28 protein-coding genes and 1 tRNA gene are annotated in these 26,195 nt (G+C 72.7%); 23 read left to right on the plus strand and 6 right to left on the minus strand.

The genetic code is table 11. The features are described 5' to 3' along the window. Positions 1 to 4 precede the first annotated feature (4 nt). Positions 5 to 952 (plus strand): M23 family metallopeptidase, encoded by a 948-nt coding sequence (locus ABT137_RS30660; RefSeq protein ID WP_351714350.1) that lies wholly within the window; start codon positions 5 to 7, stop codon positions 950 to 952. Positions 953 to 1,249: 297 nt separating this feature from the next. Further along, complete coding sequence (locus ABT137_RS30665) at positions 1,250 to 2,035, plus strand: SGNH/GDSL hydrolase family protein (RefSeq protein ID WP_351714351.1); 786 nt, start codon at positions 1,250 to 1,252, stop codon at positions 2,033 to 2,035. A 44-nt stretch (positions 2,036 to 2,079) separates the two neighbouring features. Here the strand turns inward: ABT137_RS30665 and ABT137_RS30670 are convergent, their stop codons facing one another. Beyond that, positions 2,080 to 2,682, minus strand: a complete 603-nt coding sequence (locus tag ABT137_RS30670) for a TetR/AcrR family transcriptional regulator (protein ID WP_351714352.1) — start codon at positions 2,680 to 2,682, stop codon at positions 2,080 to 2,082. A gap of 42 nt (positions 2,683 to 2,724) precedes the next feature. Next, a complete protein-coding gene (locus ABT137_RS30675; RefSeq protein WP_351714353.1) occupies positions 2,725 to 3,249 on the minus strand; it encodes a GNAT family N-acetyltransferase in 525 nt (174 codons plus the stop codon). Here ABT137_RS30675 and ABT137_RS30680 point away from each other — a divergent pair. Then, a complete protein-coding gene (locus tag ABT137_RS30680) occupies positions 3,248 to 3,859 on the plus strand; it encodes a helix-turn-helix domain-containing protein (protein ID WP_351714354.1) in 612 nt (203 codons plus the stop codon). The two genes, ABT137_RS30675 and ABT137_RS30680, sit on opposite strands and share 2 nt — an antisense overlap. Further along, positions 3,856 to 5,004 carry an MFS transporter gene (locus ABT137_RS30685; RefSeq protein WP_351714355.1) on the plus strand — a complete coding sequence of 383 codons (1,149 nt, stop codon included), beginning with the start codon at positions 3,856 to 3,858 and terminating at the stop codon, positions 5,002 to 5,004. The genes ABT137_RS30680 and ABT137_RS30685 overlap by 4 nt, the downstream gene beginning before the upstream one ends. Before the next feature lie 12 nt (positions 5,005 to 5,016). On the opposite strand, the gene ABT137_RS30690 is transcribed toward ABT137_RS30685, so the two are convergent. Further along, entirely contained in the window at positions 5,017 to 6,195 is a 1,179-nt protein-coding gene (locus ABT137_RS30690; RefSeq protein ID WP_351714356.1) for a glutamate dehydrogenase, read from the minus strand. A gap of 141 nt (positions 6,196 to 6,336) precedes the next feature. Here ABT137_RS30690 and ABT137_RS30695 point away from each other — a divergent pair, with 141 nt between their 5' ends. The 8 genes from ABT137_RS30695 to ABT137_RS30730 all read left to right on the plus strand — a co-directional run bounded on the left by ABT137_RS30695 (position 6,337) and on the right by ABT137_RS30730 (position 14,434). Further along, the gene (locus ABT137_RS30695) at positions 6,337 to 7,524 is read left to right on the plus strand and encodes an MBL fold metallo-hydrolase (RefSeq protein WP_351714357.1); all 1,188 of its coding nucleotides are present in this window, start codon (positions 6,337 to 6,339) and stop codon (positions 7,522 to 7,524) included. A 127-nt stretch (positions 7,525 to 7,651) separates the two neighbouring features. Then, a complete protein-coding gene (locus ABT137_RS30700) occupies positions 7,652 to 8,812 on the plus strand; it encodes a DUF4037 domain-containing protein (protein ID WP_351714404.1) in 1,161 nt (386 codons plus the stop codon). A 417-nt stretch (positions 8,813 to 9,229) separates the two neighbouring features. Beyond that, a complete protein-coding gene (locus ABT137_RS30705) occupies positions 9,230 to 11,653 on the plus strand; it encodes a sensor histidine kinase (RefSeq protein ID WP_502984597.1) in 2,424 nt (807 codons plus the stop codon). Positions 11,654 to 11,727: 74 nt separating this feature from the next. Continuing rightward, the gene (locus ABT137_RS30710; RefSeq protein WP_089107225.1) at positions 11,728 to 12,162 is read left to right on the plus strand and encodes a roadblock/LC7 domain-containing protein; all 435 of its coding nucleotides are present in this window, start codon (positions 11,728 to 11,730) and stop codon (positions 12,160 to 12,162) included. 2 nt (positions 12,163 to 12,164) lie between these two features. Continuing rightward, a complete protein-coding gene (locus ABT137_RS30715) occupies positions 12,165 to 12,536 on the plus strand; it encodes a DUF742 domain-containing protein (protein WP_351714358.1) in 372 nt (123 codons plus the stop codon). Next, positions 12,514 to 13,113, plus strand: a complete 600-nt coding sequence (locus tag ABT137_RS30720) for a GTP-binding protein (protein WP_351495158.1) — start codon at positions 12,514 to 12,516, stop codon at positions 13,111 to 13,113. The genes ABT137_RS30715 and ABT137_RS30720 overlap by 23 nt, the downstream gene beginning before the upstream one ends. A 61-nt stretch (positions 13,114 to 13,174) precedes the next feature. After that, positions 13,175 to 13,756, plus strand: coding sequence for a GAF domain-containing protein (locus tag ABT137_RS30725; protein ID WP_351714359.1), 582 nt, complete (start codon positions 13,175 to 13,177; stop codon positions 13,754 to 13,756). A 57-nt stretch (positions 13,757 to 13,813) separates the two neighbouring features. Beyond that, the gene (locus ABT137_RS30730; protein ID WP_351714360.1) at positions 13,814 to 14,434 is read left to right on the plus strand and encodes a TetR/AcrR family transcriptional regulator; all 621 of its coding nucleotides are present in this window, start codon (positions 13,814 to 13,816) and stop codon (positions 14,432 to 14,434) included. On the opposite strand, the gene ABT137_RS30735 is transcribed toward ABT137_RS30730, so the two are convergent. Both ABT137_RS30735 and ABT137_RS30740 read right to left on the minus strand, forming a co-directional pair. Next, entirely contained in the window at positions 14,431 to 15,570 is a 1,140-nt protein-coding gene (locus tag ABT137_RS30735; protein WP_351714405.1) for a YbfB/YjiJ family MFS transporter, read from the minus strand. The two genes, ABT137_RS30730 and ABT137_RS30735, sit on opposite strands and share 4 nt — an antisense overlap. 98 nt (positions 15,571 to 15,668) lie before the next feature. Next, positions 15,669 to 15,971: a muconolactone Delta-isomerase family protein gene (locus tag ABT137_RS30740; protein WP_351714361.1), complete on the minus strand. Its 303-nt coding sequence runs from the start codon at positions 15,969 to 15,971 to the stop codon at positions 15,669 to 15,671. A 107-nt stretch (positions 15,972 to 16,078) separates the two neighbouring features. On the opposite strand from ABT137_RS30740, the gene ABT137_RS30745 reads away from it, so the two are divergent. The 10 genes from ABT137_RS30745 (at position 16,079) to ABT137_RS30790 (ending at position 23,465) form a co-directional block, all read left to right on the plus strand. Then, entirely contained in the window at positions 16,079 to 17,008 is a 930-nt protein-coding gene (locus tag ABT137_RS30745; RefSeq protein ID WP_351714362.1) for a LysR family transcriptional regulator, read from the plus strand. A 128-nt stretch (positions 17,009 to 17,136) separates the two neighbouring features. Then, positions 17,137 to 17,850, plus strand: coding sequence for an SDR family NAD(P)-dependent oxidoreductase (locus tag ABT137_RS30750; RefSeq protein ID WP_351714363.1), 714 nt, complete (start codon positions 17,137 to 17,139; stop codon positions 17,848 to 17,850). A 118-nt stretch (positions 17,851 to 17,968) separates the two neighbouring features. After that, a complete protein-coding gene (locus tag ABT137_RS30755) occupies positions 17,969 to 18,340 on the plus strand; it encodes a YybH family protein (RefSeq protein WP_351714364.1) in 372 nt (123 codons plus the stop codon). A gap of 177 nt (positions 18,341 to 18,517) precedes the next feature. Beyond that, on the plus strand, positions 18,518 to 19,546 hold the full coding sequence (tdh, locus tag ABT137_RS30760) for an L-threonine 3-dehydrogenase (protein WP_351714365.1): 1,029 nt from the start codon (positions 18,518 to 18,520) through the stop codon (positions 19,544 to 19,546). Positions 19,547 to 19,577: 31 nt separating this feature from the next. Next, positions 19,578 to 20,771, plus strand: a complete 1,194-nt coding sequence (locus tag ABT137_RS30765; protein WP_351714366.1) for a glycine C-acetyltransferase — start codon at positions 19,578 to 19,580, stop codon at positions 20,769 to 20,771. A 49-nt stretch (positions 20,772 to 20,820) separates the two neighbouring features. Further along, positions 20,821 to 21,723, plus strand: a complete 903-nt coding sequence (locus ABT137_RS30770) for a LysR family transcriptional regulator (protein ID WP_351714367.1) — start codon at positions 20,821 to 20,823, stop codon at positions 21,721 to 21,723. Between the two features lie 46 nt (positions 21,724 to 21,769). After that, on the plus strand, positions 21,770 to 22,351 hold the full coding sequence (locus ABT137_RS30775; RefSeq protein WP_351714368.1) for a helix-turn-helix domain-containing protein: 582 nt from the start codon (positions 21,770 to 21,772) through the stop codon (positions 22,349 to 22,351). Beyond that, complete coding sequence (locus ABT137_RS30780; RefSeq protein ID WP_351714369.1) at positions 22,348 to 22,884, plus strand: GNAT family N-acetyltransferase; 537 nt, start codon at positions 22,348 to 22,350, stop codon at positions 22,882 to 22,884. Before ABT137_RS30775 ends, ABT137_RS30780 begins: the two co-directional genes overlap by 4 nt. 30 nt (positions 22,885 to 22,914) lie before the next feature. After that, positions 22,915 to 23,274: an MmcQ/YjbR family DNA-binding protein gene (locus tag ABT137_RS30785; protein WP_351714370.1), complete on the plus strand. Its 360-nt coding sequence runs from the start codon at positions 22,915 to 22,917 to the stop codon at positions 23,272 to 23,274. 117 nt (positions 23,275 to 23,391) lie between these two features. Continuing rightward, a tRNA-Pro gene (locus ABT137_RS30790) sits at positions 23,392 to 23,465 on the plus strand. A gap of 209 nt (positions 23,466 to 23,674) precedes the next feature. On the opposite strand, the gene ABT137_RS30795 is transcribed toward ABT137_RS30790, so the two are convergent. Beyond that, entirely contained in the window at positions 23,675 to 24,601 is a 927-nt protein-coding gene (locus ABT137_RS30795; protein WP_351714371.1) for an AraC family transcriptional regulator, read from the minus strand. A gap of 283 nt (positions 24,602 to 24,884) precedes the next feature. Here ABT137_RS30795 and ABT137_RS30800 point away from each other — a divergent pair, with 283 nt between their 5' ends. Then, complete coding sequence (locus ABT137_RS30800; protein ID WP_351714372.1) at positions 24,885 to 25,913, plus strand: MBL fold metallo-hydrolase; 1,029 nt, start codon at positions 24,885 to 24,887, stop codon at positions 25,911 to 25,913. Positions 25,914 to 26,195: the final 282 nt, after the last annotated feature.

A 26,195-nucleotide genomic window follows, 5' to 3' on the forward strand; every position in this document is an offset into this window, starting at 1 on the left:
CGCCATGCCCGCGAAGGGTAAGCACCGCCGCCCCAAGTCCCAGCGTTTCACCCGCTCGATGGCCGTCGCCGGAACCGGTGGCGCCGCGCTGGCTCTGCCGCTGATGGGGGCCACCGGCGCCCACGCGGCCGCTACGCAGTCCGTTTCCGAAAAGGCCACGCAGTCGCTTCCGGCGGTCGAGAAGACCGCGGTAAAGGAGACGGTCGCGCAGAATTCCGGCGCCGCGCATTCCGCACACCGCGTCTACACGGTGGTGCCCGGCGACTATCTCTCGAAGATCGCCCGCGACCACAACGTCCGCGGCGGCTGGCACCGGCTCTACGCCGACAACCGGCAGGCCGTCGGCGACAACCCCTCGCTGATCCACCCCGGCCTCAAGCTCACCCTCGGCGGCCGGCACACCGCGACGGCGGACTCCTCGGACTCCGGCTCCCGTTCGCAGGCGCAGTCGAACCCGCAGTCGAACCCGCAGTCGAACCCGCAGTCGTCCACCTCGTCCTCGGCCTCCTCGGACGGCTCCGACGGTTCGGTCACGACCGCCTCCGGCTTCGCCCTCCCGGTCACCGGTGGCGCCGTCGGCACCGGCTACCACGTGGCCGGCAGCATGTGGTCCAGCGGCTACCACACGGGCGTCGACTTCGTCGTCCCGACCGGCACCCCGGTCAAGGCCGTCGGCGCCGGTACGGTCGTCACGGCCGGCTGGGGCGGCGCCTACGGCAACCAGGTCGTCATCCGGCTCGCCGACGGCTACTACGCGCAGTACGGCCACCTCTCCGCCCTCTCGGTCTCGGTCGGCCAGACCGTGACCGTGGGCCAGCAGGTCGGCCTCTCCGGCGCGACCGGCAACGTGACCGGCCCGCACCTCCACTTCGAGATCCGCACCACCCCCGACTACGGCTCGGACGTGGACCCGGTCGCCTACCTCCGCTCCAAGGGCGTCGCCGTCGGCTGACCCGGCGCCCCCACTGGTCTGACACTGGTCTGACACGCACTCCGAAGGCCGGACCCCGATCCCCGGGTCCGGCCTTCGGTGTTTCGCGTTCGATGTTTCCGGGGCCGCCCCGCGCGAGCGCACATCCACGATCAACCCGTCAACGTCGCTGATCAGAGCCTTATTCCAGGTTTGGCAAAGTATTTAAAAGTGTCTTATCTCACCGAGAGTCAACCCCTTATTACGGTCGCGTAGGTCACAGCCGAAGGTGAATCATGGTCCGATGTGGGAGACGACGCGAAGAGTGACAATGCATCAGTGATCGGGTCGTACGCGGCGGTGGGGGACAGCTTCACCGAGGGCGTGGGAGACCCCGGCCCCGACGGGGCGTTCGTCGGCTGGGCCGACCGGTTCGCGGTACTGCTGTCCGACCGGCGGCCCGAGGGCGACTTCAGTTACACCAACCTCGCCGTGCGCGGGAAACTGCTCGACCAGATCGTGGCGGACCAGGTGCCGCAGGCCCTGGAACTCGCCCCGGACCTGGTCTCCTTCAGCGCGGGCGGCAACGACATCATCCGCCCCGGCACCGACCCCGACGAGGTGGCCGAGCGGTTCGAGCGGGCCGTGGCCCAGCTGACCGAGGCCGTCGGCACGGTGCTGGTGACCACCGGGTTCGACACCCGGGGCGTGCCCGTCCTCAAGCATCTGCGCGGCAAGATCGCCACGTACAACGGACATGTCCGGGCCATCGCCGACCGGTACGGCTGCCCGGTCCTGGACCTGTGGTCCCTCAAGACCGTGCAGGACCGGCGGGCCTGGGACGGTGACCGCCTGCACCTGTCCCCCGAGGGACACACGCGCGTGGCGCTGCGCGCCGGTCAGGTGCTCGGCATCGAGGTACCGGCCGACCCGGACCAGCCGTGGCCCCCGCTGCCGCCCCGCGGCACCCTGGAGGTCCGACGCGACGACGTGCACTGGGCCCGCGAGTACCTCGTCCCGTGGATCGGGCGGCGGCTGCGCGGCGAGTCCTCCGGCGACCACGTGACGGCCAAGGGGGCGCTCTCCCCGGACGACATCAAGATGCGGATCGCTTCCGTGGCCTGAGGCGGCACCGGCGGGTAAGGGGTGGCCTTCTTGCGGGCCGCCCCTTACTGCTGCTCGGACAGCCCCAGTTCGCGTGCCAGCGCCTCGTCGACCCACTCCTGCGCCCGGGCCCGGGGTACGGATCCGGGGTACGACGTCAGCTGGACGGCGAGCCCGTCGAGCAGCGCGGTCAGCCGCAGCGCCGCGGCCGTGGGGTCGGGGCACCGGAACTCGCCCGCGGCCACCCCTTCGGCGACGACCTCGGCGATCGCCGCCTTCCACTGCTGGTCCAGGCCCTTGGTGACGTCCCGCAGCGCGGGTTCGCGCAACGCCACCGCCCAGCCCTCGATCCACAGCCGCCAGCCCTTGGCCTGCCCGGTCGGCGCGTACCAGCGCACCGCCGCCCGCAGCCGGCGCAATGCCGACGTGCGGCGGCCCAGCAGCTTGCGCAGATGCGCCAGGTCGTCCTCGGCGGCATAGGTGAAGGCGGCGGCGACCAGCTTCTCCTTCGTCGAGAAGTGGTACAGCACCAGCGCGTTGCTCACCCCGAGGGCCGAGGCCACATCGGCGATCCGCACCGCCGCCACGCCCCGCGCCTCGATCTGCTCGATGGCGGCCCGCAGCAGTTCCTCCCGCCGCTCGGCCACACTCAACCGCACTCTCGCCACGCGGTCACCCTAATCGGTCGTCCCGCCGCCCGCGTTGCCGTCTCAGGCCAGCGGCAGCCGCATGATCGTCAGATCCAGCCAGCGGCCGAACTTGGTGCCCACCTCCCGGACCGTGCCGACGTGCTCGAAGCCGAACCGGTCGTGCAGCCGGACCGACGCGGCATTCCGGGCCTCGATGCCGGCGATCATCACATGGTGGCCGGCATCGCGAGCCGAGGCGATGAGCGGGCCAAGGAGCGCGGAGCCGATGCCGAGCCCGTGGCTGCCCTCGCGGACGTAGACGGAGTTCTCCACCGTGTGCCGGTAGCCGTCCAGGGCGCGCCACGGGCCGTAGACCGCGAACCCGGCCACCTCGCCCGGCGCGTCGGCCGCCTCGGCCACGAGCGCCGATCCGCGTTCCAGGTGGGCGGCGAACCAGGCCGCGCCCTCGGCGGGGGACTGCGGGGTCTCGGTCCACAGGGCCGTCGAGTGCTCGATCGCGTGATTGCGGATCGCGCGGACGGCCTCCGCGTCGCCGGGACGGGCCGGGCGCACCGTCACCACGCTTCTCTCGTATATTGGATTCATGTCCAACATAGTAGAACCTTCGGCGGACCCGTTGGTGCGGCAGATCGCCGCCCGGGTCCGCACCGAGCGGGAGCGCCGCCGCTGGACGCTGGCGCAGCTCGCGGACGCGTCCGGTGTCTCCGCGGCGATGATCAGCCGGATCGAACGCGGCGAAAGCAGCCCCACCGCGGTCGTGCTCGGCAAGCTGTCCGCCGCCTTCCAGCTCAGCGTCGCCTCGCTGCTGGCCCTCGCCGAAGGCGCGCAAGGCGCACAGGAGCCCGAGGCCGACACCCCGGGCGTGCGGCGCGGCGCCGACGCCGCCGAGTGGCGCGACCCCGGCACCGGTTACCGGCGCCGCCAGATCACCGGCCCGCGCTTCCCGGCGGAGATCGCCGAGATCCGGCTGCCCGCCGGAGCCCGGGTGCCCTACCCGGCCGCGGCCTTCGCCTTCGTACGGCAGCTCGTCTGGGTCCTCGACGGCCGGCTGACCTTCCACGACGGCGACACGGTCCACGAGCTCGACGCCGGCGACACCGTCGAACTCGGCGCACCCGTCGAGCGGATCTTCGCCAACACCACCGACGCCGAGTGCCGCTACGCCGTCGTCCTCACCCGCGACACCCGGCCGTGAGCCGGCCGCTGCCCCGCGGCGGCACGTTCCTGCTGGCGGCCATGGCCGGGACGGCGATCGCGAACAACTACGCCGTGCAGCCCGCGCTCACCGCGGTCGCCACCGATCTGGACGTGCCGCTCTCCGTGATCGGGCTGGTGCCGACCGCCGCGCTCGCCGGCTGCACGACCGGCTTCGCCCTGCTGCTCCCGCTCACCGACCACCTCGCCCCCAACCGCCTGGTCGCCGCACAGCTCACGGCCCTGGCCGCCGCCCTTGCACTCGCCGCCACCGCGCGCGACGCGTTCGTGCTCCTGGTCGCCTACCTGCTCGTCGGCGCCGCCGCGAGCGTGGCCGCCCAGGCCGGCAACATCGCCGGCCGGCACGCCCGGCCGGGCCGCGCCGGAACCGGCGTCGCCCTCGTCGCCGCCGGCCTGTCGGCCGGCATCCTGCTCAGCCGACTTGTCGGCGGCGCCCTCACCGACGCCCTCGGCTGGCGGCGCATGCTCCTCGTCTTCGCCGCCCTCGCCCTGCTCGGCGCTCTCGCCGCCGCCACGCTCCTGCCCCGGCACCGGCCGCCCGCCCCCCGCGGCTACCGCGCCACCCTGGCCGCCCTCCCGCCGCTGCTCCTGCACCGGCCGGGGCTGCGCCGCGCGGTGGCCACCGGAGCGCTCTGGTACTTCGCCTTCAACCTCGTCTGGATCGCCCTCACCCTCACCCTGGCCCGGCCGCCGCACTCGCTCGGCCCGACCGCCATCGGCCTCTACAGCCTGGCCGGGATCCTCGGCTTCGCCGCGCTCCCGGTCACCGGCCGCCTCACCGACCGGTACGGCCCGCGCACGGTGATCACCGCCGCCATGCTCGCCGCCGCGGCCGGCACCGCCGTGCTGGCCACGGGCCTGGACACCCCCTGGCGCACCGCCCTCGGCCTCGCCCTCTTCGACGCCGGCTGCTTCGCCGCCCAGGCCGCCAACCAGAGCCGCGTGATCGCCCTCGACCCCGCCCGCTCCGGCAGCCTCAGCGGCGTCTACCTCGTGGTGTACTTCACGATCGGCGCCCTCGGCACGGCCGTCGCCGCACCCCTGCTCGACGCGCTCGGCTGGCAGGGCACCGGCCTCACGGCGCTGAGCGCGTTGCTGCTCGCCGCCGCTCTCGGACGCCGCTGAGGGCGTGTCGCGTCACCGGTACCAGCCGAACCGCTCCGCGATCACCGGCAGCCGGTCGGTCACCAGGGCGTGGGCGGCGGCGCGCGGAGTCGTGCCGTCGGACTCCGCGCGGTCCAGCATCAGCTCCACCAGGGCCCGCATCGAGCGGCGGGTGTGGGCGAACGCCTCGTCGGCGTCGGGGCCGATGTCGCCGAACAGGGTCCACCACCACCAGGCGTTGGTACCCGAGTTGACCACCACATCGGGCAGTACGGTCACCCCGCGCGCGGTGAGCCGCTCCTCCGCCTCGGGGAGCACCGGCATGTTGGCCGCCTCCACGATCCAGCGGGCGGTGACCAGGTGCTCGTTGGCCGCGTCGACCACGTACGACACCGCCGCCGGCACCAGCACCTCCGCGTCGGCGGACAGCCAGGCGTCGCCCGGCAGTTCCACGTCACCGGGGCGCAGCACCGCGCGGTCGACGGTGCCGTACGCGTCCCTTGCGCGCAGCAGCGCCTCGACGTCAAGACCCGCCGGGTTGGCGATCGTGCCCTTGATGTCGGCGACCGCCACGACCGTGAGCCCCGCGCGGGCGAGGAACCGCGCCGTGGCCCCGCCCATCGTGCCGAGGCCCTGCACGGCGACCCGCGTCCCCGCGTACGGCACCCCCGCCCGGTCCAGTGCCGTCAGCGCCGACTCGGCGACCCCGCAACCGCCGGCCAGCTCGTCGAGACCGATCCCGTCCACCTCGACCGCGAAGGCGTCCGCCAGCCGCCGCCGGGCCGCCGCCTCGTCGTCCAGCAGCGGATACACGGCCTGGATCGAGGAGACCAGCCCCGCCTCGGCCGCCGCCCGGTCCACCAGGTCCTGCGTGAGCCCCAGATCCTCGCCGGTGGTCCAGAAACTCTCCACGTACGGCCGCATGGCACGCAGGTAGCGGACCAGCAGGGCGTACGCCCCCGGGTCCTGAGGGTCGCAGTCGATGCCGCCCTTGGCGCCGCCCAGCGGGATGCAGCGGCCCTCGGGGTTGTAGTGCAGGGCCTCCTTCATCGTCATGCCGCGCGCCAGCCCGGTCACCTCCTCCAGGGTGCAGCCGGGCCGCATCCGCAGGCCGCCGCTGGCCACGCCCCGCACCAGCCGGTCGACGACCAGGAAGCCCTGGCGGCCGGTGACGTGGTCGGTCCAGACGAGGGACATCAGGGGAGCGGTCACGGGGGGCTCCTCGGGAGCGGTGTGAAGAAACAGTGTTACTGAACAGTGGGTCAGTATCAGGAGGCGGATGGTGCGGTGTCAACGCCGACTGTCGGATGGGCCGACCATAATGGGGACCTCAGCGACACCACTGGAGGTACCGTGACCGGTTTGCGTTCCCTGAGCTCCGGGCTCCGCGTGCTGCGGCCCGCTGCCTTCGGCGCGGACCCCGGCGGCGCGCGCATGGCCCGCATCCAGGGCTCCCCGCACTTCAAGGACGGTGTCTTCCAGAACCCCGGCGGCACCGCCCGGACGCGGCCCTCGGGCTCGATGCTGGAGTTCGCCAAGACCTACTTCGAGAAGGAGCAGCGCGCCCGCAGAGCCCCCCGGGGCACCGTCCCGGTGCACCCCACCACCGTCGCCGACCTCGCCCGGCCCGCCGCCGGCGGCCTGCGGGTGACGTGGATGGGCCACTCCAGCGTCCTCGCGGAGATCGACGGACACCGCGTGCTCTTCGACCCCGTCTGGGGTGAGCGCTGCTCCCCGTTCCCCTTCGCCGGGCCCAAGCGGCTGCACCCGGTGCCGCTGCCGCTCGCCGCGCTCGGCCCGGTCGACGTCGTGGTCATCTCGCACGACCACTACGACCACCTCGACCTGCCCACCATCAAGGAGCTGGCCGGGACGGACACCGTGTTCGCCGTGCCGCTCGGCGTCGGCGCGCACCTCGAACGCTGGGGTGTCCCGGCCGACCGGCTGCGCGAGCTGGACTGGCACGAGGAGACCAAGGTCGGCGGACTCACCCTGACAGCCACCCCCGCCCGCCACTTCTGCGGCCGGGGACTGCGCAACACCCAGCACACCCTGTGGGCGTCCTGGGCCGTCGCCGGCGAGGAGCACCGGATCTACCACAGCGGTGACACCGGCTACTTCGACGGCTTCAAGGACATCGGCGCCGACCACGGACCCTTCGACGTGACGATGATCCAGATCGGTGCGTACAGCGAGTTCTGGCCCGACATACACATGACGCCCGAGGAGGGCATGCGCGCCCACCTCGACCTCCAGGGCGGGCAGCCGCACGGCGTGCTGCTGCCGATCCACTGGGGCACCTTCAACCTCGCCCCGCACGCCTGGGCCGAGCCGGGGGAGTGGACCAAGGACGCCGGCGACGAGGCGGGCCAGGCGGTCGCGCTGCCGCGCCCCGGCGAGCCCTTCGAGCCGTCCGGGAAGCTGCCCGCGGAACCCTGGTGGCGGACGGTCTCGGTGCCGATCACCCGGCCGTGGCAGCGCGAGAAGCGGCCGGAGGGCGCGCCCGGGCAGGGGGACCTCGGCCTCGCGGGCGAACTGTGACGACCGGCTTCCGGTGCGGAATGTGACGAAGGGCCGCTGACGTCGCCACCGCTGTGGCGGTGCCGTGAAAGTAGCGTGCATGCCCCTGCACAACCTGGGCAGGGGCATCGTCATGAGCCATGCACATATGCCAAGTCCAGCTTTTTTACCGGGACTTGAGCTCTCCCGGCGCTTCTACACCGAGGTCGTCCGCCCCCTCCTGGAGGAGGCCGCTCCCGGCATACCCCACTCCGCCGCCCGCATCGGCGCGGGCTCCGAAGTGCTCGGTTACGACACCGAGCGCTCCGCCGACCACGAATGGGGCCCGCGGCTCCAGCTCTTCCTCCACTCCCATGATGTGAACCGCCACGCCGGACGCATCAGACATGTGCTCGCCCAACACCTCCCGAAGACCTTCCACGGCTGGCCCACCCACTTCGCCGCCACCGGGGACCGGGACATCCGCGTCATGCGGGTCACCGACGGTCCCGTGCACCACCGCGTGGAAGTGACCGGTGTCTCCTCCTGGTTCCGGGCCACCCTCGGCCTGGATCCCGCCTCCGGGGTCACCGCGGCGCACTGGCTCGCCCTGCCCACCCAGCTCCTCGCCGAGGTCACCGCCGGCGCCGTCTTCCACGACGGCCTCCACACGCTCACCCCGGCTCGTACCGCCCTGCGCTGGTACCCCCACGACCTCTGGCTGTACGTCCTCGCCTGCCAGTGGCAGCGCATCTCCCAGGAGGAGGCCTTCGTCGGCCGCTGCGGCGAGGTCGGCGACGAGCTGGGCTCCGCCGTCGAGGCCGCCCGCCTGGTCCGCGACCTGATGCGACTCTGCCTGCTGATGGACCGGCGCTACCCGCCGTACGGCAAATGGCTCGGGAGTGCCTTCGCCCGTACCCCCGCGGCCCCGCGGCTCACCTCCGAACTCACCGCCGTTCTCGCCGCCACCGACTGGCACCTCCGCGAGCGTCATCTGGTGCAGGCGTACGAGATCGTGGCCCACCTGCACAACGAACTGGAGCTCACCGACCGGGTCGACCCGGCTACGCGCCCCTATCACTCCCGGCCCTACCGGGTGCTGCGCGCCGACCGCTTCAGCCGGGCCCTCGCCGCCCGCATCAAGGACCCGGACATACGGGAGTTGTGCAGGTCGGGCGCGGTGGACCAGTTCATCGACAGCACGGACGTCCTGAGCCGCCCGGACCTGGCCCGGGCCGCGACCGTCGCCGTGACGGGCATCGACGCCCACGACGGCCCGGCCCCCGCCCCGACGACGGGCCGCCAGAGCCGAAGTGGTCACTTTGGGTGATGTTCTGGGGGGTGGTGGAGGGGGGAGTGGGCGGCCCTGCGGCCGCCCTGGCGGGCCGACCGGGGGCGTGCGGGCCGAGGAGGGGGAAGTGGGACGGGGCGTCGGAAGCCCTGGCTCGCCTCTTCTGTCTGTGACCGTTTCTGAGCAGGTCGGATCGGCCGGCGACCGTTCGAGGGCGAGGCGTCGAGGGGGTTATCGGTCTTTCGTACGACGGCTCATACCAGAGCGGGACCATCTCCGGGGGACTTTGTCAACTGCCCACCGCACATGATGCGTCGGCGACTACTGTGAGTGTCCGCCGGACGGCACGGGGCCGAATTCTTTTGCGGTCCCCTCGGCCGGCACCGCGATGGCGCATGCCCGACTCGCGCGACCCGCGTGAGAAACCAGGCCCGACGGACCAGTACGAGGACGCAGATGTCTCACCTCCGTGCACCGGCCGCCCGCGCCGACCGCCGTGAGGGCGGCCGGCACGGACGACCGGTCGCCCGACCCGTTCCCGCGCTGCCCGAGACCCACATACGGCCTCAGCTCATGCGGCTGGCGGTGCTGCCACCGGTCGCGGTGGCGCTCAGCGGCTGCGCGGCCGTCCTGTTCACCGTCCGCTCCACCGGCGCCCGGCCCAGCCTCACCCTGCTGGCCGTGCTCGCCGGAGCGGTCTCGGTGACGGCCGCGGGCATCGTGATCGCCGCCGTGGCCGCGGGCCGCGCCGCCCGCTCGGTCAGCGACCGGGTCGGCATCCTGCGCCGCAACGCCGCCCGCGGCGAGGCCGATCTGCTGGCCCTCGTCGACGCGCTGCGCCGTGGCGAGACCCCGCCCCAGCGCAAGCCGCGCGGCGGACCCCCCGAGGACGCGGACGACTTCGAGCTGCTCGCCGCCGACCTGTCCCGCGCGCACGACGGCGCCGTCACCGCCGTCGTCCAGGCGGCCCAGCTCTCCAGCCAGGCCGGCAGCGAACAGAAGCTGGAGGTCTTCGTCAACCTGGCGCGGCGGCTTCAGTCCCTCGTGCACCGGGAAATCTCGATCCTCGACGAGCTGGAGAACGAGATCGAGGACCCGGACCTCCTCAAGGGCCTCTTCCACGTCGACCACCTGGCCACCCGGATCCGACGGCACGCCGAGAACCTCGCCGTCCTCGGCGGCGCCGTCTCCCGGCGGCAGTGGAGCAACCCCGTCTCCATGACGGAGGTGCTGCGCTCCGCCATCGCCGAGGTCGAGCAGTACTCCCGGGTCAAGCTCGTCCCGCCGATCGACGGCGAACTGCGCGGGCACGCCGTCGCCGACGTCATCCACCTCCTCGCCGAACTCGTCGAGAACGCCACGGTGTTCTCCGCCCCGCAGACCCAGGTGCTGCTCCGCGCCAACCTCGTCACCTCCGGCCTCGCGGTCGAGGTCGAGGACCGCGGACTCGGCATGCCGGTCGGCGAACAGTCCAAGATGAACGCCCTGCTCGCCGATCCCGACCAGGTCAACGTCGCCAGCCTGCTGGCCGACGGCCGCATCGGCCTCTTCGTCGTCTCCCAGCTCGCCCGCCGGCACGGCATCAACGTCCGTCTCCAGACCAACATCTACGGCGGCGTCCAGGCCGTCCTCGTCGTCCCGCAGGGCCTGCTGGGTACGGCGCCGGGCGTACCCGGGGCACCCGGTTCGGTTCCGCGGCCGCGCGACACGGCGAGCGGGGGCGGTGCGCCGGGGGCGCCGACCGGTGCGAACGGCGCCGGGGGAACCCGGCTGTCCGACGGCGCCGGGCCGCCGGCCGGCGGCCGTGGCGCCGCAGGGCCGGATACGGGAGCCGGAAACAGGGCCGCCGCGGGCGGACCGTCGGCCGGCCGAGAGCCCGGGAGGCAGCAGGGTCCCCCCACGGCTGCCGCCGCCGGCGGGCGGCGCCGGCACGCGCAGCACGGGGGCGCGCCCGCGCCGCTGCCGGTGCGCGGCGCCCAGCAGACCCGCCCGAACCCCGCCGAGGCACTGCCCGGCATCCGGCCCGAGGACCGGCCGACGGTCGCCGAGCACGCGGGTGCCCCGCCGGTACCGCGGGTCGGCGCCGTGCGCGGCACGATGGGCAAACCCCAACTGCCGCGCCGCCGCGCCCAGGAGCACATCGTTCCCCAACTGCGCGGCGGCCCGGCACCCCGCCCGGAGAACGAGAACCCGGCCGGACACGACCCCGGTCTGATGGCCGCCTTCCAGCGCGGCATCGGCCTCGCCGAGGCCCAGCAGCACCTGGAGTCCACCGAGGCGGAGCCGACCGCCGCCGACCCTGTGGGCGGGGCACATGGCTCGTCCCACCATGACGGGTTCAGCACCATGGGCTTCGCCGACATGGACGCCCGCGACGTATCCGGCGATCGGCCGACCAACACGTCCCATGCCACGCACATGGACGCGACGCACATGGACGCCACGCACATGGGCGTCACGCCCATGGATGGCGCGCATAGGGAGGCGGCACACGTGGAGGCCGGGTACCTGACCCCGGACCACACAGCCCTGGACCGCACAGCCCTGGACCGCACAGCCCCGGACCAGTCGGCCCGGGACCGCATGACGCCAGACCCCATGGCGCCTGACCCCATGGCGCCGGACCTCCTGGCTCCGGGCCGTCTGACCTCCGGTCATACGCCCTCCGGTCACACGCCCTCGGGCCACACGACCTCGGACCACATGACCACAGGCCACCCGGCCACGGACCCCATGGCCCCCACACACATGAGCCGGACCCACCGGGACCCCGCCGACACCCAGTCCGCGTCCCGGTCCCAGTCGTACTCCCAGGCCCTGCGCCCGGTGCACACCTCCGAATTCACCGCCCGGCCCGACGGGAGCGCACCAGCCGGATGACCAGCACCGTCTCCACCCCCACCCCCACCTCCAGCGCTCCCGCTGATCTTCGTACCCCAAGGAGTCGATCCACCATGGCGAGCGATGCGCCGACCGCCCAGGTATCCGACCTCGACTGGCTGATGAGCGGCCTGGTGCAGCGCGTGCCGCACACCACCAGCGCGGTGCTCCTGTCCTGCGACGGGCTGGTGAAGTCCGTCCACGGCCTAGACCCGGACAGCGCCGACCACATGGCGGCGCTCGCCTCCGGCCTGTACTCGCTCGGCCGCAGCGCGGGCGTCCGGTTCGGCGACGGCGGGGACGTCCGTCAGGTCGTCGTCGAACTCGACTCGACGCTGCTGTTCGTCACCACCGCCGGCTCCGGCACCTGCCTCGCCGTGCTGGCGGGCCGGGAGGCCGACGCGGCGGTCCTCGGCTACGAGATGGCGATGCTGGTCAAGAGCGTCCGCCCGTACCTCGTCACCGCGCCCCGGCAGCACGCCGTCGAATCCACGGCGATGAGGCCTTGAGGGTGGCGGCAGCCGGCGACGGGCCCTGGCTCGACGACGCGGCGGGACGCCTCGTGCGACCGTTCACGGTCAGCAACGGCCGGACCGAGCCCAGCATCGCCCTCGACCTCATGTCGCAGGTGATGGCGACCGGGTCCACGCCCCTCGGCTACCTCGGCCCCGAACACGCACAGGCCCTCGACCTGTGCCGCGCCCCCGTCTCGGTCGCCGAGGTCGCCGCGCACCTCAAACTGCCCGCCGTGGTCACCAAGGTGCTGCTCTCCGACCTCGTCGACTGCGGGGCGCTGACCGCCAAGCCCCCCGTGTTCCACCACAACCCCACTGACCGGTCCCTCCTGGAGGCAGTGCTCGATGGACTACGACGACAGCTCTGATCCCTTCCCCACCGCGCTGAAAATCCTGGTGGCCGGTGGGTTCGGGGTCGGCAAGACCACCTTCGTGGGCGCGGTCAGCGAGATCGCGCCGCTGTCCACGGAGGAACTCCTCACCACGGTCAGCGCCGCGACCGACAGCCTCGACGGGATCGAGAACAAGGTCGAGACGACCGTGGCCATGGACTTCGGCCGCATCACCCTGGACCCGGAGCACGTGCTCTACCTGTTCGGCACGCCCGGACAGGAGCGGTTCTGGTTCATGTGGGACGAGTTGTCCGAGGGCGCGCTCGGCGCGGTCATCCTCGCCGACACCCGGCGCCTGGAGGACTGCTTCGCGGCCGTCGACTTCTTCGAGGAGCGCGGCCTCGGCTTCATCGTCGCCATCAACGAGTTCGACGGTTCCTACCGCTACGACCCCGAGGAGGTGCGCGCCGCCATCGACCTCGACCCGGAGGTCCCGGTGGTCCGCTGCGACGCCCGTATCTCCAGCTCCGGAGTCCAGACCCTGCTCACCCTCGTCCGCCATCTCATCGCCCACGCTCCGGTCTCCGCGCCGAGCCACGGCGCCCACATGTGAACCCCATACACCCCTCACGGAGCCCGTATATGACCCACGTCCACTGCGACGGAGCCCGCGCATGAGGTACGACCCGTCGCGCCCGGCCGGCCGGCTGCTGCTCACGCCGGAGGACAAGGAGGCCCCCGAGCGCACCCGGCGCCTCGGCCAACTACGCCTGGGCGCAGACCCGGACCCCGCCCTCGACGCCTACGCGGACCGGCTCGCCGAGGTCACCCGCGCGCCGTACGCCATGGTCAACTTCATCGACCTGAACCGTCAGTTCTTCGCGGGTCTGCACCTGCCGGACGTGGCACCGCCCGTGGTGCGGCCCGACGGCAGCACCCCGGTACTGGGCCGTGAGTTGCCCCGCGACCACGGTTTCTGCCCCCATGTGGTGGTCCGGCGCAAGGCGCTCGTCCTGGAGGACGTCTGTGACTACCCGCGGTTCGCGGGCAACCCGGTCGTCGACGAGTTCGGCATCCGTTCCTATCTGGGCGCCCCGCTGATCGACAGCACGGGGACGGCGCTCGGCACGGTGTGCGTGGTCGACGTGGAGCCGCGGCCCTGGGGCCGGCCCGGTCTGGAGACCATCAAGTCGTCGGCGGCGGAGCTGGTGGCCCGCATCGAGCGCCGCGAGGCAGACGGTCTGCCGCTGCTGTGACGACGGGAACAGCCCCTTTGCTAGCCGACCGGTCTAGTACCTCCGTACGCTGGTCGCATGGGACGTACCAGTGACGCCAGGCGGAAGATCCTCGACGCCGCTCGCTCGCTGATCGAAGGGCGCGGTTACGCGGCGCTCGGCGTGGCCGAGATCTGCAGGGCCGCCGGGGTGCCGAAGGGCAGTTTCTACTACTTCTTCGAGTCCAAGGAGGCCCTCGCGCTCGCGGTCGTCGACGAGCACTGGGCGGCCCAGAAGCGAGACTGGACCCGGGTTCTGACCGGCGACGCGGAGCCGTTGCGGCGGCTGCGGCGGCTGTTCGAGGAGACCGAGGCAGGTCAACTGGCCGGCCAGCGGGGCTGCGGGACCGTGGCAGGGTGTCTGTTCGGGAACCTCGCGCTGGAGCTGAGCAACCAGACCGAGGCGGTCCGCGGGAGGCTGCAGGAGATCTTCGACGCCCAGGTCGACATGGTGGAGGCGGTCGTCGCCGAGGCCCGTGAGCGCGGCGAGGTGGCCGTGACCGACACCCGGGAGGCGGCGCGGGCGGTGGTGGCCCAGCTGGAGGGCCAGGTGATGTTCGCCAAGCTGTACAACAGCACCGGGCGACTGAGCCCGCTCTGGGACAACTGCCGGGCCCTGCTCGGCGTGGCAGCCGCGCAGGGCTCAGGAATCGGGCCCTAGGGCCGGGCGGCCTCCGCCGGCTGCGGCTGTCGTACCGGCACGGTGTGGTCCGCACCCATGTGGTGCGGGAAGCCGATCCGCAGCACGGCGGCGGCGACGGCAGCCGTGAGGACGACCAGAGCGGCCAGCAGCAGGGCCTGGTGGTAGCCGTGGCGCAGCAGCGGGGCGACGACCAGGGGGCCGAGGATCTGGCCGACGGAGTAGCCGGCGGTCAGCAGGGCGACGGAGCGCGGGAAGCGCAGCTGCGCCCCCGTGGCCAGGGCGAGGGTGCTCACGCCCAGGAACGTGGCGCCGAACAGCACGGCCGAACCGAGGGCCGCGGCCGTACTCCCGGTCAGCGCCGGCAGCGCGATGCCGGCCGCCTGGATCGTGAGCGCGGTGAGCAGCAGGCCGGGGCGGGACCAACGGCGCCCGAGCCGGGCCCACAGCGCCGAGGACGGTACGGCGGCCAGCCCCACCAGCACCCAGGCGCCGCTGCCCACCCAGCCGGGGGAGCCCTGGCCGATCGCCGCGACCAGGAAGGTGCCGGCGACGATGTAGCCGACGCCCTCCAGGAAGTAGCTGACGAAGAGCGCGCCGAACCAGCGGTGGGTGCGGACCCCGGGCCGGTCGCCGTCGGTTCCGCTCGCGGTAGGCGGGTTCTCGGGCCGCAGCCGCCAGGAGGCCGCGGCCAGTACCCCGGTGAGCGCGGCGGCCGCCCACCAGGCCGCCCGCCAGTCGGAGACGGACCGCAGGGCCAGGACCAGCAGCCCGGACAGCGCGATGCCGGCGCCCACCCCGCCGAAGGCCCAGCCGGGCAGGTGCGCCGGGTGGTCCCGCAGATGATGCAGCAGAGAGGCGACGGCGATCACGAAGACCAGGGCGCTCGCCACTCCGGCCAGCAGCCGCAGCGCGCTCCACGCCGCCGTGCTGTGGGTGAGGGGCATCGCGGCGAGCGTGGCGGTCAGCAGAAGCAGTGAGCCGTGCAGCACGGCGCGGGACCGGACCAGCGCGGGGACCAGGGTGCCGGCGAGCGCGCCGGCGAGGTAGCCGGCGTAGTTGGCGGTGGCCAGGTTCGCCCCGGCTCCGGCGGACAGGCCGGCCTGGTCGTGCATCAGAGGCAGGATCGGGGTGTAGACGAAACGGCCGACGCCCATGCCCGCGGCGAGCGCGGCGGCGGCCCTGACGACATGCGTCCAGGGAGAGCCAGAGGCAGAGCCGGACGCGGACGCAGACGCAGACGCGGAGGCAAGGGTCATCGGGTGCCCTCGACCCGGCCCGGGTCGTTGGGGTGGGACTCCAGCGGAGTGACGGTGACCGTCATCCACGGGCGCAGCGGCAGGGTGCCGAGCACCTTCTCGTGGAGTTCCTCCTCGTCGGCGGCGCGCCAGACGCCGATGCTGCGCAACTCGCCCACCGGGCGCCACAGCCGGGCCAGATGGCCGGTCGCGGCCAGTTCCCTCGCCCGGACGGCCTCCGCGGCCCGCCGCCGGTCGACCTCGTCCTGGCCCGTGCCCTCGGGGATGTCGGTGGTGATCTCGACCAGGAACTCGCGCACGATGTGCTCCCTTCGTCGTCGGTGACTCCATCGTCCGCCGCCACCGGCACCGCTGCCACGACCGGCCGGCTCGCTGCTGGGAGGCGCAGCCTCCCAGCGCGCGTACCATGACGCGCGTGGAACTGCGCCAGCTGCGGTACTTCGTCGCGGTCGCCGAGGAGCTGAACTTCGGCCGGGCCGCCGAGCGGCTGCTCATCGCCGGCCCGTCCCTCTCCCAGCAGATCAAGGTGCTCGAACGGGACCTGGGTGTCCGGCTGTTCGACCGGGACCGCCGCTCGGTCTCCCTCACCCCCGCCGGCGCCGCGCTGCTCCCGCACACCCGGGACCTGCTGGAGCGGGCCGACGACCTCAGGCGCCGGGCCGGCCGGCTCGCGGGCTCCCGGTCGGTACGGCTCGGCTACGTCAACTGGCTTCCGCCGGACCTGGGTTCGCGGACGGCCGCGGTGGCCCGGGTCCATGTGGACGCCTGGGTCGCGCCCTCTCACACCCAGGCCGCCCGGGTCGCCGACGGCAGTCTGGACCTCGCCGTCTGCTGGGTGAGCACCGAGGACCTCGAACGGCTCGGGCTGCGCGCCCGGCTGATCGGCGCGGACCGGCTGTATGCCGTCGCGAAGGGCACCGACACCAGCGACCTGCCGGCCCGGGACACCGACATCCTGATCGACGACGACGTCACCTCCTGGGCGTCCTGGAACGCGTACGCCGAGGAGCTCACGCAGGCCGTCGGCGCCCGTCCGGTGCGCATCTCCGACGGCGCCGTCACCGGCCCCGCCTACTTCGACCACGTCCGGCGCTGCACCCGGCCCGTCCTCAACTCGCCCAAGGGCCAGACCGCTCCGCTCCCGCCCGACCTGGTCCGCCGCGAGATCGTCGCGCCGAAGGTGTACTGGACCTGGTCCCTGGTCTGGCGCGCGAGCGAGGACCGCGCCGGCGTCCTGGCCGCCGTCGACGCCCTGTCCGCCGGCGTCGGCGACCTCGGTATCCACGCCCCCGACGCCTGGCTGCCCGCGGGCGACCCGTACGCGCTCCCAGGCTGAGCTGCGCTGGGAGGCAGCGCCTCCCAGCCGGGAGGAAACCGATCCTGGCACCCCCGACGGGCCCGGCCTACCTTCCAAATAGTCGACCGGTCGGCTAGTACCGGTCAGCCACTACGGAGAAGGTCACCATGAGCACGCAGCAGCAGAAGGTCGCGATCGTCACCGGTGCGTCCCAGGGCATCGGCGCCGCCCTCGTCGAGGGCTACCGCAAGCTCGGCTTCGCGGTCGTCGCCACCTCGCGCACCATCGCCCCCGCCGACGACGCCGACGTCCTGACCGTCCAGGGGGACATCGCGGACCCGGCGACCGCCGAGCGGGTCGTGGCCGCCGCCGTCGAGCGGTTCGGCCGGATCGACACCGTGGTCAACAACGCCGGCGTCTTCGTCGCGAAGCCCTTCACCGACTACACCGCCGCGGACTACGCCGCCGTGACCGGCATCAACGTCGCCGGCTTCTTCCACCTCACCCAGCAGGCGGTCCCGTACCTGCTCGCCCAGGGCGGCGGGCACGTCGTCAGCGTCACCACCAGCCTGGTCGACAGCGCGGATGCCCGGGTCCCCTCCGTCCTGGCCTCGCTGACCAAGGGCGGTCTGCAGTCCGCGACCAAGTCCCTGGCGATCGAGTACGCCACCCGCGGCATCCGCGTCAACGCGGTGTCGCCCGGCACCATCAAGACCCCCATGCACCCGGCGGAGACCCACGAGTTCCTCGCCGCTCTGCACCCGGTCGGCCGGATGGGTGAAGTGAGCGACATCGTCGACGCGGTGCTCTACCTGGAGACCGCGCCGTTCGTCACCGGCGAGATCCTGCACGTCGACGGCGGTATGAGCGCCGGACACTGACGGCAGGGCACGGCACGGCACGGCGACGCACGGCATGGCCACGCACGGCATGGCACAGCACGGCACGGCACAGCACGGCACCCCGGCACCTCATCCGGCACACGAAGAAGGAGCGGACATGACCAGCACGACGGACGACACGGCGATCCTGAGCGCGGTGCTCGACCGGTGGAAAGCGGCCGTCGACGCACACCAACCCGAGCGCGTCGCCGCCCAGTTCACCGAGGACGCCGTCTTCCAGGGACTGCACCCCTACAGCGTCGGACGGCAGGGCGTCGCCGCGTACTACGACTCCCAGCCCCTCGGGATGAAGGCGGCGTACCGCGTCCTGGAGACCCGGCGGCCCGCCGACGGCGTGGTGCTCGGCTACCTGGCCGTCGAGTTCTCCTTCACGGACCGGCCCCCGCTGGACGTGAAGCTCTCCGTCCTCGTCACCCGGACGGGCGAGGACTGGTACATCGCCCATTACCAGGTCTCCCGCCTCGACTAGCCGTCTCCTGCCGGGTGTTCCGAGGGTGTGAAGCCGAGCTGTGGCGGCGCTTAAGAAATCCTCGATGGACCGATGCGCCCGGGTGCGGCAGATTGCTGTGAGATTCCACCCCCCTCCCCGGCCGCGGGCCGCTTCGGCGTCCCCGCGGCCGGGACCTCACGCACAGGAGCCGTAGCGTTGAAGGCGCTGGTCAAGGAGAAGGCGGAGCCCGGGCTGTGGCTCACGGACGTGCCGGAGCCCACGGTCGGACCCGGTGACGTACTGATCAAGGTCCTGCGGACCGGCATCTGCGGCACCGATCTGCACATTCGGGCCTGGGACGGCTGGGCCCAACAGGCGATCACCACCCCGCTGGTGGTCGGCCACGAGTTCGTCGGCGAGGTCGCGGCGACCGGCCGGGACGTCACCGACGTCAAGGTGGGCGACCGGGTCAGCGGCGAGGGTCACCTCGTCTGCGGCAAGTGCCGCAACTGCCAGGCCGGGCGGCGCCATCTGTGCCGGGCCACGGTGGGCCTCGGCGTCGGCCGGGACGGGGCGTTCGCCGAGTACGTCGCGCTGCCCGCCGGCAACGTCTGGGTGCACCGCGTCCCCGTCGACCTCGACGTGGCCGCGATCTTCGACCCGTTCGGCAACGCCGTGCACACCGCGCTCTCCTTCCCGCTGGTCGGCGAGGACGTCCTGATCACCGGCGCGGGGCCGATCGGTCTCATGGCCGCCGCCGTGGCCCGGCACGCGGGCGCCCGCCACGTCGTCATCACCGACGTCAGTGAGGAGCGCCTCGACCTCGCCCGCAAGATCGGCGTGAGCCTTGCCCTGAACGTGTCGCGGGCGGGGATCGCCGACGGGCAGCGGGAGCTGGGGCTGCGCGAGGGCTTCGACGTCGGCCTGGAGATGTCCGGCCGGCCCGAGGCCATGCGCGACATGATCGCCAACATGACGCACGGCGGCCGGATCGCCGTGCTCGGCCTGCCCGCCCAGGAGTTCCCCGTCGACTGGGCCCGGATCGTCACCTCGATGATCACCATCAAGGGCATTTACGGCCGTGAGATGTTCGAGACCTGGTACGCGATGTCGGTGCTGCTGGAAGGCGGACTCGACCTCGCCCCCGTGATCACCGGCCGCTACGGCTACCGCGACTTCGAGGCGGCCTTCGCCGACGCGGCGAGCGGCCGCGGCGGCAAGGTCATCCTCGACTGGACCGCGTGATTCCTCGCGTAAATCCTTAGGAGCTTCTGGAATGTTCGACTCCGTGCGCGACGACCTGCGCACCACCCTCGACGAGATCCGCGCCGCCGGACTGCACAAGCCCGAGCGCGTGATCGGCACCCCGCAGTCCGCGACCGTCGGTGTCACCGCCGGCGGCCGCCCCGGCGAAGTCCTCAACTTCTGCGCCAACAACTACCTCGGCCTCGCCGACCACCCCGAGGTGATCGCCGCCGCCCACCAGGCCCTGGACCGCTGGGGCTACGGCATGGCCTCCGTCCGCTTCATCTGCGGCACCCAGGAGGTCCACAAGGAGCTGGAGGCCCGCCTGTCGGCGTTCCTCGGCCAGGAGGACACGATCCTCTACTCCTCCTGCTTCGACGCCAACGGCGGTGTCTTCGAGACCCTCCTCGGCGAGGAGGACGCGGTGATCTCCGACGCCCTCAACCACGCCTCCATCATCGACGGCATCCGCCTCTCCAAGGCCCGCCGCCTCCGCTACGCCAACCGCGACCTGGCCGACCTGGAGCGGCAGCTGAAGGAGGCGCAGAGCGCCCGGCGCCGGCTGGTCGTCACCGACGGCGTCTTCTCCATGGACGGCTACGTGGCCCCGCTGCGCGAGATCTGCGACCTCGCCGACCGCTACGACGCGATGGTCATGGTCGACGACTCGCACGCCGTCGGCTTCGTCGGCCCGTCCGGCCGCGGCACCCCCGAGCTGCACGGCGTGACGGACCGCGTCGACATCATCACCGGCACCCTCGGCAAGGCCCTCGGCGGCGCCTCCGGCGGCTATGTCGCGGCCCGCGCCGAGATCGTCGCCCTGCTCCGCCAGCGCTCCCGCCCCTACCTCTTCTCCAACACCCTCGCCCCGGTGATCGCGGCGGCTTCGCTGAAGGTCCTCGACCTGCTGGAGGCGGCGGACGACCTGCGGGTCCGGCTCGCCGAGAACACCGCCCTGTTCCGCCGCCGGATGACCGAGGAGGGTTTCGACATCCTCCCCGGCGACCACGCCATCGCCCCCGTGATGATCGGCGACGCGGCCGAGGCGGGCCGCATGGCCGAGCTGCTCCTTGAGCGGGGCGTCTACGTGATCGGCTTCTCCTACCCGGTGGTCCCGCAGGGGCAGGCCCGGATCCGGGTCCAGCTGTCCGCCGCCCACTCGACGGACGACGTCAACCGCGTGGTGGACGCCTTCGTCGCGGCCCGCGCGGAGCTGGCGGGCTGAGCGGAGCCGCCGGCCCGAGCGGCTCCGGCATATTGCGATAATCAACCTCATGATCGAGGCGCGGCGGCTCCACATCCTCCGTGCGGTGGCCGACCACCGCACGGTGACGGCGGCTGCCGCCGCGCTGTATCTGACCCCGTCGGCCGTCTCCCAGCAGCTGACGGCCCTCGAACAGGAGACCGGCCACCGCCTGGTCGAGCGCAGCGCCAAGGGCGTACGGCTGACCGCGGCCGGCGAGATCCTGCTCGCCCACACCAACGCGGTCCTCGCCCAGTTGGAGCGGGCCGAGGCCGAGCTGGCCGCGTACGGCTCCGGCGAGGCCGGCACGGTCACCGTCGCCGCCTTCGCCACCGGCATCGCCCAGGTGGTCGCCCCGGCCGTGGCCCACCTCGCTCGCACCGCCCCCGGCATCCGCATCCGGGTCCAGGACGCCGAGGGCGACGCCAGCCTCCCGATGGTCCTGGACCGGCAGGTCGACGTCGCGGTCGCCGTCGAGTACCGAGGGGCCCCGCCCGCCGACGACCCCCGGCTCACCCACGTGCCGCTGTACGCCGAGCCGTTCGACGCCGTCGTCCCGCTCCACCACCGGCTGGCCGAGGCCTCCGAGGTCCCCCTCGCCGAACTGGCCAAGGACACCTGGATCGGCCCGTACCCCGGCAACCCCTGCCACGACGTGGTCGTTCTGGCCTGCGAGAGCGCCGGCTTCCAGCCCCGCTTCGAACACTCCTCCGACGACTTCCGTGCCGTGGTGGCGCTGGCCGCGGCCGACGCGGGCGTGGCCCTCGTCCCGCGCTCCGCGCTGCGCGGCATGGACCTGACCGGTGTGGTCGTACGCCCCGTCGACGGCGTCGCCCCGACCCGCCGCGTCTTCGCGGCCGTACGGCGCGGAGCCGAGGACCATCCGCTGATCCGCCCGGTGCTCGACGCCCTGGGCGAGGCGGCGGGGCTGTGAGGCTTCCTTAACGCGGGCGTTCCATATCAGGGATATCGTCCCGAATATGGAACATGGAGCGGCGGTCGCCCCCGACCCCGTCGACGCCCGCCTCGGCAGCCGCCTCGCCGAACTGCGGGCCGAACACGGCTGGTCCCTGGGCGAGTTGGCGGAGCGCAGCGGAATCAGCAAGTCCACCCTGTCGCGGGCCGAACGGGCCGAGACCAGCCCCACGGCGGCCCTCCTCAACCGCCTCTGCAACGTCTACGGCCGGACCATGTCCCAGCTGCTCAGCGAGGTCGAGGCGGAACCCGCGCCCGTGCTGCGCGCCGCCGAGCAGCAGGTGTGGGAGGACCGCGCCTCCGGTTTCGTGCGCCGGTCCGTGTCGCCGCCGCACGGCGGACTGCGCGGCGAACTCGTCGAGGGCCGGCTCGCGGCGGGGGCGGACATCGCCTACGACCGCCCGCCGGTGCCCGGCCTGGAGCAGCACATCTGGGTGCTCGACGGGAGCCTGGCCGTGACGGCGGAGGGAACCGAGCATCTCCTGGACGCGGGGGACTGCCTGCGGCTGCGGGTGTGGGGGCCGACCCGGTTCCGGTGCGCGGGACCGGCGCGGACGCGGTACGTGCTGGCGGTGGTGCGACCGTGAGGGCACTTCGTCTCGAAGCGGATCAACTGTCGTGCCGGGTAGGCGAGTTGGCCGATCTGCTGGCCGACGTCGTGAACGGCGGGGCGTCCGTCGGCTTCCTCGCCCCCTTCGAGCGGGAGCGGGCGGTCGCCTGGTGGCGGGAGCGGACGTCCGCCGTGGCGGCCGGGCAGCTCGCCGTCTGGGCCGCGCTGGACGGCGCCGGCCGGACCGTCGGCACGGTCGGCCTCGCCTTCCCCCACCCCGGCAAACCCAACAGCCCGCACCGCGCCGAACTGGTGAAGCTGATGGTCCACCGCGACGCCCGCGGCCAGGGCATCGGACGCGGCCTGCTGACCGTCGCCGAGGAGGCCGCGGCCGCCGCCGGGATCACCCTGCTCCATCTGGACACCGAGACGGACAGCCCCGCGGAGCACCTCTACCGGTCGGCCGGCTGGACCCGCGCCGGCGTCATCCCCGACTACGCCCTCAGCCCCACCGGCGTACTGCGCCCGACGACCCTCTACTACAAGCACGTGGGCGCTCTGGCCAGGTGACTGTCAGTGGCAGAGGCTACGGTTCGGGGCATGCCGGAAGCCGAAGACGTACGCCGTGTCGCCCTGTCCCTGCCGGACACCAGCGAGAAGATCGCCTGGAGCATGCCCACGTTCCGGGTCGCCGGGAAGATGTTCGCCACGCTGCCCGAGGACGAGACCTCCATCGCCGTGCGCTGCCCCAAGGAGGAGCGCGACGAACTGGTGCTCGCCGAGCCGGGCAAGTTCTGGATCGCCGATCACGAGGCCCAGTTCGCCTGGGTCCGGGTCCGGCTCGCCGCGCTGGAGGGCGAGGGCGAGCTGCGCGACATCCTCGCCGACTCCTGGCGGCAGGCGGCCTCGCCCCGTCTTCTGGACTCCTACCCGGAGTTGGGGCTTCCGGGCGGGAGCTGACCACCCCAGGGGCACCGTCCCGGCCGGCCGGGACGAAAGGCGTGCGCGATCACCGAGCCGAGTGCGGTATTGTTTCCTTGCGCGTTTCGCCAGGGGAAACCCCAGGTCAAACGGCATCGGGACGTGGCGCAGCTTGGTAGCGCACTTGACTGGGGGTCAAGGGGTCGCAGGTTCAAATCCTGTCGTCCCGACGGTGCGAAGGGTCTTCGCAGGTGAGAGCCTGCGGGGGCCCTTTTTCGCGTGGGGTGTTCCCGGCTTCGGAGGTGAGCATGTCGCTCATCGGCACCTCTGCTGCAGCCGGCGCGGTACCCGGGGAAAGGTGGCGGGCCCGTCGAGCCCATCCTCCGGCCGGCCCGTCGAGCCCATCCTCCGGCCACGGGCCATCGACCCTTCCCCGCGGCTACACCCCGCCCTCGTCCTCCACCGCCCCGTGGAACCGCTCCCGATACGCTCGCGGCGATCGCCCGTACCGGCGCTTGAACGCGCGGGAGAAGTACAGGCGGTCGCGGACGCCGACCTCGTGGGCGATCTGGCCCACGGCCAGGTCGGTGAAGCGCAGGAGGCGGGCGGCCTCCGTCATCACGCGCTCGGTGATCAGGGTCCGTGTCGAGCTCCCGGTCACGCCGGACAGCGCGCGCCACAGCGCGCTTTCCGAGACGCCCAGTTCGCGCGCGTAGTGACGGACGTCGTGGTGGCGGGCGAAGTCGCGTTCCAGGAGGACGTTGAAGCGCCGGTACAGACGGATGACGGGGTCGTCCTTGCCCCCGGTGTCCGGTCGCTCGCCGTGGTCGTGCCAGCGGCCGAGCCACGACAGCAACGTCAACAGCAGGTGCCGGTGGACGATGTCGCTGAAGGCGGACGACGGGCGCCGGGCCTCCGCGGCGAGTGCCCCGATCACGGCGTCGAAGTGCGCGGTGCCCTCCGGCGGGACGTGCACCACGGACCGCCCGCGGGCAGTGAGCAGGCGGCCGGGGTGCGAGTGGGTGGACAGCCCCTCGTGCAGCAGCTCGTCGCCGAAGCGCACGATCGCCCCGGACATGTCCCTCGCGTGCTCCAGGAAGTGCACCGGGCCGCGGCCGAGCACCAGCACCGTGCCGGGCCCGACGACCGTGCGCTCGCCGTCCACCACGTGGACACCGGTGCCGCTCCTGGTCCAGAACAGCTCGTGGTACGCGTGCCGGTGCGGGCCGCGGACAGGGCAGGTCTGGATGCTCAGGGTCGCGTCGTCCAGGGGCATCACGTGGAGTGCGGGATCCGCCGTGGGCAGCCGGGCGATCGACAGCTCACGGTCGCCCGGCGACGGGTCGCCGGCAGGGTCGGTACGCAACGTGGGGGCTCCTGCGGACGGCTTTCGGTCGGCGGTCCGCGACGAGCGGCCCCGCGCTCGGTGCGCGGGGTGGCGCGTGGTGGTTCTGGGAGCCGCCTGTGTCCCGGCCATGATTTCCGTCCGCCGCCGACGATGTCCAGACAAATCCGAGGGCGGGCCGTCGGGTGCACGGAGAATCCATACTTCCGCGATCCATGTCCATGGGCTGAGGCGGCGGACGTGACAAATCCTTGGCAGTGCCCGGCCGGGCCGTACGTTCTGTCCATCTCTCTCGGAGACACACATGATTGGTCGTCGTTCCCTGATCCGCCGTGGGAGTGCCGCCGCGGGCGCACTCGCCCTGGGAGCCGGAGCAGGTCTGGTCACCGCGGCCCCCGCCTCCGCCGCCCCGGACGCCCCCGGCTTCCTGCCCCTGCCCGACCACGTGAAGCCACTGCCCGACACCGGCGACGGCTACCGGCTGGAGCGCGTCGGTCGTAACGGCTACGTGCTCATAGCGGGGATCGTGCAGTGCGTCTTCGTCGTCACCCGCGAGGGTGTCGTCCTCGTCGACGCGCCTCCCGCGGCCCGCGCCGCGATCCGTGCCGCCATTCCGTCCGTCACCGACAAGCCGGTCACCCACGTCATCTACAGTCACGACCACGCGGACCACATCGGCGCGGCCGGCGACCATCCCGAGGCAACTCTGATCGCGCACAAGGACTGTGCCGCCCTCCTCACCGCCTACGCGGACCCCGCCCGGCCGGTGCCTCACCGGATCATCCGCGACCACCACAAGGTGATCCACATCGGCGGAGAGGAGATCCACTTCATCTATCCCGGTCCCAACCACGAGGCGGGGAACATGATGATCCACTTCCCCCGGCTGCGGCTGGCCCACATGGCCGACGTGGTCATGCCCGGCTGGGCGCCCTACCGTGCCTGGGGCAACGCCGACAACATCCCCGGCCTGCTGACCGCACACGACGCGATCCTGGACCTCGATTTCGACACCTTCTGCGGCGGTCACGTGTACCGCACCGCCACCCGCGCCGAGGTCACGCAGTCCCGCGAGTTCTTCGTGGACATGTGGACCACGACCGTACGCAAGAGCAGTGAGATCACCTCGGGCGACGCGGCGGCAGCGGTGGTCGAGAAGGAGAACGTCTGGGCCGTCCAGAAGGTCTGGATCGACCGGATCGCACAGGCGGTGACCTCGGAGCTCATCGACCGCTGGGGTACCAGGATCGCCGCGGTGGACACCTTCACGCCGGACTGTGTAGGCGCCCTGGTCGTCTCCACCTTCACCGACGCGCCGGTGAACTTCCCCTGACGCCGACCCCGCTCCTGCCCGCCGGCGGCGTGCCATGAGGTGCGTCTCGGGCGGGCAGGGGCGGACGGCGCGGGTAGGGGCGGACGGCCCAGGCTGTCGGATTCTGACCATTGCTCGTCGCGATTGCGCCGCTTCCCTGGGTGACTCGGCTCATAGGTTGAGAGCCCGGCGCGGGGACTGCCGGTCGTGAGAACCCGCGTCCGTCGGCGAGGCGGCCGCCGTCCGCTCGACGGCCACGGATGCCCCGCCCGCTTCACCCATCGACAGGCAGGAAGGCACGGC

The sequence above is a fragment of the Streptomyces sp. NPDC001980 genome, assembly GCF_040296885.1.
Classification (GTDB): Bacteria; Actinomycetota; Actinomycetes; order Streptomycetales; family Streptomycetaceae; genus Streptomyces.